The 7,217-nt window shown below is 69.2% G+C and carries 5 protein-coding genes; 1 reads left to right on the top strand and 4 read right to left on the bottom strand.

Annotated elements, in window-relative coordinates; translation table 11 throughout:
* On the top strand, window positions 1–282 hold a 282-nt coding region (locus BUE42_RS30045; RefSeq protein WP_143171846.1), incomplete at its 5' end, for an IS30 family transposase.
* Window positions 283–396: 114 nt separating this feature from the next.
* Here BUE42_RS30045 and BUE42_RS30040 read toward each other — a convergent pair.
* From BUE42_RS30040 to BUE42_RS34225, 4 genes are all read right to left on the bottom strand, one after another.
* Complete coding sequence (locus tag BUE42_RS30040; RefSeq protein WP_073469002.1) at window positions 397–2,151, bottom strand: methyl-accepting chemotaxis protein; 1,755 nt, start codon at window positions 2,149–2,151, stop codon at window positions 397–399.
* A gap of 13 nt (window positions 2,152–2,164) precedes the next feature.
* Entirely contained in the window at window positions 2,165–3,976 is a 1,812-nt protein-coding gene (locus tag BUE42_RS30035) for a methyl-accepting chemotaxis protein (RefSeq protein ID WP_073469000.1), read from the bottom strand.
* Window positions 3,977–4,046: 70 nt separating this feature from the next.
* On the bottom strand, window positions 4,047–5,597 hold the full coding sequence (locus BUE42_RS34025; protein ID WP_073468998.1) for a methyl-accepting chemotaxis protein: 1,551 nt from the start codon (window positions 5,595–5,597) through the stop codon (window positions 4,047–4,049).
* 31 nt (window positions 5,598–5,628) lie between these two features.
* On the bottom strand, window positions 5,629–7,188 hold the full coding sequence (locus tag BUE42_RS34225; RefSeq protein WP_073468996.1) for a methyl-accepting chemotaxis protein: 1,560 nt from the start codon (window positions 7,186–7,188) through the stop codon (window positions 5,629–5,631).
* Window positions 7,189–7,217 lie beyond the last annotated feature (29 nt).

Below are 7,217 nucleotides of genomic sequence, written 5' to 3'. Positions count from 1 at the left end.
AAGAAGCTGGCCGAGAGCACGGGCCTGAAGATCTACTTCGCCGATCCCCACAGCCCCTGGCAGCGGGGCATCAACGAGAACACCAACGGGCTGATCCGTGAGTTCCTGCCCAAGGGCTCCGATCTGAGCGTGTTCTCTCAACGAGAGCTCGACCACACCGCTTGGGACCTCAACACTCGACCTCGTAAATCCCTCGGTTGGCGCACTCCCTCCGAGGTCTTCTTCGAGTCAGCCTTCGACGCCAGCCGCGCACTTCAACCCACTGTTGCACTTGGGCTTTGAAACCGCCGTTACTTTCATTTGGCAAGGCAAATGAAAGTGACTCGCCCGCCGGGGCGAGACCCGGCAATGCCACGCAGTGAGCGAAAGCCCCCCGCGGGCGGGCGGCTCGGACGATCAGAACGTTTCCCAATCGTCGGCACCTGCCGTCGCGGCGGCCAGCGCCGGACGCGGGGCCGGGGCCGAGGCCGGCTCGACCGCAGGCCTGGCAGCCACCGGCACCGGGGCCTTCGCGACCGCCTTCGGCGCCGGGGCCGGCCGCGCCGCCGCGACCACCGGCTTCGCCGCGTGGAAGACCGGCACCGCTGCCGGCCCAGCGACACCCCCCGCCGACAGCTTGAACACCGCGACGTTCGCCAGCAACTGCGCCGCCTGCCCCTTCAGGCTCTCGGCCGCGGCCGCGCTTTCCTCGACCAGCGCCGCGTTCTGCTGCGTCGCCCGGTCCATCTGCGTGACCGCCTCGCCGACCTGGCTGACGCCGGCCGACTGCTCGACGCTCGCCGACGTGATCTCGCCCATGATGTCCGTCACGCGGCGGATCGACGCCACCACCTCGGCCATCGTCGTGCCGGCTTCGTCGACCAGCGCGGTGCCCTGCTCGACCCGCTCGACACTGGTCGAGATCAGCGTCTTGATCTCCTTGGCAGCATCGGCGCTGCGCTGCGCCAGGCTGCGCACCTCGGCGGCCACCACCGCGAAGCCACGGCCCTGCTCGCCGGCACGCGCCGCTTCCACCGCGGCATTCAGCGCCAGGATGTTGGTCTGGAACGCGATGCCGTCGATCACGCCGATGATGTCGGAGATGCGGCGCGACGAGTCGTTGATGCCCTTCATCGTGTCGACGACACGGTTGACCACCTCGCCGCCGGACACCGCGACGCTCGACGCACTCATCGCCAGCTGGTTGGCCTGGCGGGCGTTGTCGGCGTTCTGCTTGACGGTGCTCGACAGCTGCTCCATCGACGCGGCCGTCTCCTCGAGCGCGCTCGCCTGCTGTTCGGTGCGGCTGCTCAGGTCGTTGTTGCCTTGCGCGATCTGCGCGCTGGCCGTGGCCACGCCATCGGCGTTCTGGCGCACGCCACCGACGATGCCGCGCAGCTTGTCCTGCATGTCGCCGAGCGCCTTCAGCAGCTGGCCCATCTCGTCGCTGCCGGTCGCCTGGATCGGCTGGCTCAGGTCGCCGTCGGCGATGCGGTTCGCATCGGCCACCGCCTGCGCCGCGGCGCGGGCCAGGCCGCCCGACAGCAACCAGGCGATCGCGAGGCCGAGTGCGGTCATCACGACCAGCCCGGCGATCAACATCGTGCGCGACGATTCATAGGTCTTCTGGCCATCGGCGGCGGCGGCCGTGCTGCCGGCGTTGTTCAGCTCGACCAGCTTGACGAGCAGCGCACGGGCGTCGGTGTACGACTGGCCGCCCGGTCCGTTCAACAGCTTCTTGATGCCGGCGGTGTCCATTTCCTTGGCCATGCGCAGCAGCTCGGGACCGATCGCCTGGTAGCTCTTCCACTGCTGCGTGAACTGCTCGTACAAGGCCTTCTCTTCCGGCGAGCTGACCATCGCCTGGTAAGCGGCTCGGTGGGTCTCGAAGTTGCCCTCCACCTTCTTCAGCGAGGCCTCGATCGGCTCGACCTCGAGCGAGGTGTCGATCAGCGCGAGGCGCAGCCGCACCACGCGGTACGACGCGAGATCGCTGTTCAGTTCACCGAGCGCACGCACGCTGGGCAGCCAGTTGGAGGCGATGTCCGCGGCATTCGCGTTGACGTGGCCCAGGCGCGTGATCGCCAGCAGGCTTTGCAGCAGCGCGATCGCGAGGACCAGGCCGAAGCCGCCGATCAGCTTGGTGCGGATGCTGAGGTTGTTCAGGTTCATGGCGTGTGGAGATTCAAAAGGTTTCCCAGTCGTCGCTCGGGGCGGCGCTGGCCGCCGCCTTGCTGGCGGCCGGTGCGGGTTTGGGTTCGGCGCGCGGGGCGGGTGCGGCTGCGATGACGGCGCTCGGTGCGGAGCGGGCCGGCGCGGCGGCCTTCGTGGCGGCGGGCTTGAAGGCAGCGGGCTTGTGAGCTGGCGCAGCCGGTTTTGCGGCCGGCTTCACGACCGACGTGCTCACTGCGGCAGCGGGCTGCAGCATCAGGCTCTCGCCCGCTTCCAGCCGGAAGGTCGCCACCACCGAGGCCAGGCGCTTCGCCTGGTCGCGCAGGCTCTCGGCGGCTGCAGCCGATTCCTCGACCAGCGCGGCGTTCTGCTGCGTCATCTGGTCGAGCTGGGTCACGGATTGATTGACCTGGCTGATGCCATCGCTCTGCTCGGACGATGCGGCGGTGATCTCGCCGATGATGTCGCTGACGCGCTGCACCGAGCCGACGATCTCGCTCATCGTCTTGCCGGCATCGGCCACCAGGCGCGAACCGGCTTCGACGCGGTCGACGCTGGCGCCGATCAGGCCCTTGATCTCCTTGGCGGCCTGCGCGCTGCGCTGCGCGAGGCTGCGCACTTCGCTCGCGACGACCGCGAAACCGCGGCCCTGTTCGCCGGCACGCGCCGCTTCCACCGCGGCGTTCAGCGCCAGGATGTTGGTCTGGAACGCGATGCCGTCGATCACGCCGATGATGTCGCTGATCTTCTTCGACGAGGCATTGATCTCGTTCATCGTCGTGACGACCTGCGAGACCACCGAACCGCCGCGCGCCGCGACTTCAGCCGCCGACGACGCGAGTTGATTGGCCTGGCGCGCCGAGTCGGCACTCTGCTTGACGGTGCCGGTCAGCTGCTCCATCGACGACGCGGCCTGCTGCAGGTTGCTCGCGGTCTGCTCGGTGCGGGCGCTCAGGTCCTGGTTGCCGGTCGCGATCTCGCCCGATGCGGTCGAGATGCTGTCGGTGCTCTGGCGCACCTGGCTCACCGTCGTGCGCAGCGAGCGCACCATCGTCGACAGCGAATCGAGCAGGCTGCCCGGCACCGACTGGCTCAGGTCGACCGCCAGGTTGCCGCGCGCGACCTCGCCCATCACCGCCATCGCCTCGCTCGGCTCGCCGCCGATCTGGCGCAGCACGCTGCGGGCGATCACGACGCCGAGCGCGCCGATGCCGGCCAGGATCAGCAGCGTGACCAGCAGGCCCTGCACCGCGGTCTCGCGCACCTGCACGTCGACGTCGTCCATGTACAGGCCCGAGCCGACCAGCCAGCCCCAGTTCTTCAGCTGCATCACGTACATCAGCTTGGGCACCGATTCGGTCTTGCCGGGGCGCGGGAAGTCGGTCATCAGGTAGGCGCGGCCGTCCTTGCTGGCGCGCAGCACGTCGATCTCGCCCTGGATGATGTCCAGGCCCTTGCTGTCCTTGACCTTGCCGATCATCGGCTGGCCGTCCCACTCCGGCTTCAGCGGGTGCATCACCGCGGCACCGTCCATCGAGAAGATGTAGAGGTAGTCCTTCGCCTCGGCGCCGTAGCGGGCCACGCGGATCGCGTCCCGGGCTGCCTTCTGCGCGTCTTCCTTGCTCATCGTGCCGGCCGTGGCCTTGGCCTCGAAGCCGGCGGCGATGTTGTAGGCCGCCTCGACCGCCGTCACCAGCTGGCCCTTGCGCCCTTCGACGATCTGGCTGCGCATGCGCAGGCTCGACGCGACGGTCAGCAGGATCAGCGCGAGGATCGACGCGCCGACCAGCAGGCCGATCTTGCGTTTGAAGGACAGGTTGAGCATGGGGAACCTCGGGTGGAGCAGGACAGGTTCAGGGGCGGGAACAGGGGCAGGAACAGGGAAGGGCAGGTGCTCAGTGCGCGGCGAGCCGGAAGCTGCCGACCGCCTGCGCCAGGCGCGCGGCCTGGTCCTTCAGGCTTTCGGCCGCGGCGGCGCTTTCTTCAACCAGCGCCGAGTTCTGCTGCGTCATCTGGTCGAGCTGGGTGACCGCGGTGTTGATCTGGCCGATGCCGTCGCTCTGTTCGGACGACGCGGCGGTGATCTCGCCGATGATGTCGCTGACGCGCTGCACCGAGCCGACGATCTCGCTCATCGTCTTGCCGGCATCGGCCACCAGGCGTGAGCCGGCCTCGACGCGGTCGACGCTGGCGCCGATCAGCGCCTTGATTTCCTTGGCCGCATCGGCGCTGCGCTGCGCGAGGCTGCGCACTTCGCTGGCGACGACCGCGAAACCGCGGCCCTGTTCGCCGGCGCGGGCCGCTTCGACGGCCGCGTTCAACGCCAGGATGTTGGTCTGGAACGCGATGCCATCGATCACGCCGATGATGTCGTTGATCTTCTTCGACGATGCATTGATCTCGTCCATCGTCGTGACGACCTGCGAGACGACCGAGCCGCCGCGCGCCGCGACTTCCGCTGCCGACGACGCGAGCTGATTGGCCTGGCGCGCCGAATCGGCGCTCTGCTTGACGGTACCCGTCAGCTGCTCCATCGACGACGCGGTCTGTTGCAGGCTGGAGGCGGTTTGTTCGGTGCGGGCGCTCAGGTCCTGGTTGCCGCTGGCGATCTCGGTGCTGGCGGTGCGGATGCTGTCGCTGGCGGTGTGCACTTGCTGCACGACGCGGCCGAGCGCGGCCGTCATCGTCTGCAGCGCGCGCATCAGGTCGCCCATCTCGTCGCCGCGGGTCACGGCGGCGCGCGGGCTCAGGTCGCCACCGGCGATCGAGTCGGCCAGCGCGATCGCCTCGCCCAGCGGGCGGCGGATCGAGCCGACCAGCGCGAAGGTGCCGAACAGCGCGCCGAGGATGATCAGCCCGACCACGCCGGCCGCCACCGTCACCGTCTTGCGGCGCTCGGCCGACAGCCGTTCGCGCGTGGCCTGGGCCGACTGCTCCTGCAGCGCGACGAAGCCACGCAGCGATTGCATGTAGGTGTCGACGGCCTGCGCGAAGCCGCCCATCGCCAGCGCGCGGGCGCCGTCCGGGTCGCCGCCTTCCTTCTTCTTCGTGATCTCGGCCGAGGTGTCGAGCACGACCTTGCGGTCGACGGCGATCTTCGCCATCTGCTGCGTCTCGGCGTCGGTCTGCGGCAGCTCCTTCAGCTGCTTCTGCAGCTCGGTGATCTGCGCGATGGCCTTCTCGTTGATCTCCTTGAACGCGACGCGCACCGACGGATCGCTGCTGATCGCGCCGGCCTGGGCGCGCGACACCGCGGCCTCGGTCAGGCCGGCCCAGCGGGCGGCCGTGCGGATCTTGGTTTCCGACAGCGCCAGCGCCTCGTCGGAGACAGCCTGCACCTGCGCCGAGCGCCACGCGGCGAAGGCGATCAGCGCCAGCAGCGCGACGATGAAGGTGCCGACGGCGAACCAGATGCGGGTGCCGATGCGGAGGTCTTGAATGCGCATGATGTTGCGTCCGGTAGAGAGGGTGAGCGGCTCAGTGCCGTGCTTCGAGGCGGAACGCGCCGACGGCCTGCGACAGGCGCTGCGCCTGGTCTCTCAGGCTCTCGGCCGCGGCGGCGCTCTCTTCGACGAGCGCCGAGTTCTGCTGCGTCATCTGGTCGAGCTGGGTGACGGCGGCGTTGACGCTGCCGATGCCATCGCTCTGCTCGGACGATGCGGTGGTGATCTCGCCGATGATGTGGCTGACGCGCTGCACCGAGCCGACGATCTCCTGCATCGTCTTGCCGGCGTCCGCCACCAGGCGCGAGCCGGCTTCGACGCGGTCGACGCTGGCGCCGATCAGGCCCTTGATCTCCTTGGCGGCCTGCGCGCTGCGCTGCGCCAGGCTGCGCACTTCGCTCGCGACGACCGCGAAGCCGCGGCCCTGCTCGCCGGCACGCGCCGCTTCCACCGCGGCGTTCAGCGCCAGGATGTTGGTCTGGAACGCGATGCCGTCGATCACGCCGATGATGTCGCTGATCTTCTTCGAGCTGGCGTTGATCTCGTTCATCGTCGTGACGACCTGGGCAACGACCGTGCCGCCGCGGGCGGCGACCTCGGCGGCCGACGAGGCCATCTGGTTGGCCTGGCGGGCCGAGTCGACGCTCTGCTTGACGGTGCCGGTGAGCTGCTCCATCGACGAAGCCGCTTGCTGCAGGTTCGACGCGGTCTGCTCGGTGCGCACGCTCAAATCCTGGTTGCCGGTCGCGATCTCGGCGCTCGCGGTCGTGATGCTGTCGGTGCTGCTGCGCACCTCGCCGACCAGCCGGCGCAGCGAAGCCTGCATGTCGGCCAGCGCACGGGCGAGTTCGCCGGCTTCACCGCCGGCCTGCACCGACAGCGTCTGCGACAGGTCGCCCTCGGCGATCGCGCGGGCATGGCGCACGGCCTCGCCGATCGGCGCGGCGATCGAGCGCGTCAGCCACCAGCCGAAGCCGCCGGCGACGCCGACGCACACCAGCACCAGCACGCCGACCACGGTGGCGGCCAGGCTGGTACCGGTCTCGGCATGTTCCTCGGCGGCCGCGGCGCGGGCCGTGGCCAGCGCCGCGAGTTCATCGACGGCGGCCTGGTAGGCCTTGCGGGTCTTGTCGTAGTCGCCGGCCAGCAGCGATTCGAGCGCGACGAAGTCGCCGCTGTTCTTCAGCGTGTCGAGCTGCGGGTCGAACGCGAGCGCGACCTTGCGCGCCGTCACCGCCTTGTCGAACAGCGCCTTCATCTCGGGGTCGGACACCAGCGCCTCGATCTTCCTGATCGTCTCGGCGTTCGCGGCCGAGGTGGCCTTCGACTGCTTCGTCAGCTCGTCGGAGAACTCGCCGGTGCCGAGCCGCGCATTGGTGGTGGCACGCAGCGTGTTCATCGCGGCCTGCGCATTCCAGTCGCGCGCCAGCTGCGTCGTCTGCCATTCGATGGCCGACAGGTGCTTCAGCGTCGACGTGGTCTGCTTCAGCTTGATCGCGCTGTAGCCGGTGGCCAGCACCATCAGCAGCACCAGCAGGCTGAAGACCAGCCCGAGCCGGGTGCCGATGCGGGCGTTGCGAAAACTGAACTGCATGCAGCGCTCCTGGGATGAAAGGGACGACG

The sequence above is a fragment of the Rhizobacter sp. OV335 genome (assembly GCF_900142965.1).
Lineage (GTDB): Bacteria > Pseudomonadota > Gammaproteobacteria > Burkholderiales > Burkholderiaceae_C > Rhizobacter.
Note: the sequence above shows the minus strand (reverse complement) of the source record. Positions and strands in the feature narration are given on the sequence as shown.

Bases quoted from the DNA above. Each gene is read 5' to 3' on its own strand.
- BUE42_RS34025 (WP_073468998.1), bottom strand. From the start codon at position 5,597: ATGCGCATTCAAGACCTCCGCATCGGCACCCGCATCTGGTTCGCCGTC.
- BUE42_RS30040 (WP_073469002.1), bottom strand. From the start codon at position 2,151: ATGAACCTGAACAACCTCAGCATCCGCACCAAGCTGATCGGCGGCTTC.
- BUE42_RS30035 (WP_073469000.1), bottom strand. From the start codon at position 3,976: ATGCTCAACCTGTCCTTCAAACGCAAGATCGGCCTGCTGGTCGGCGCG.
- BUE42_RS34225 (WP_073468996.1), bottom strand. From the start codon at position 7,188: ATGCAGTTCAGTTTTCGCAACGCCCGCATCGGCACCCGGCTCGGGCTG.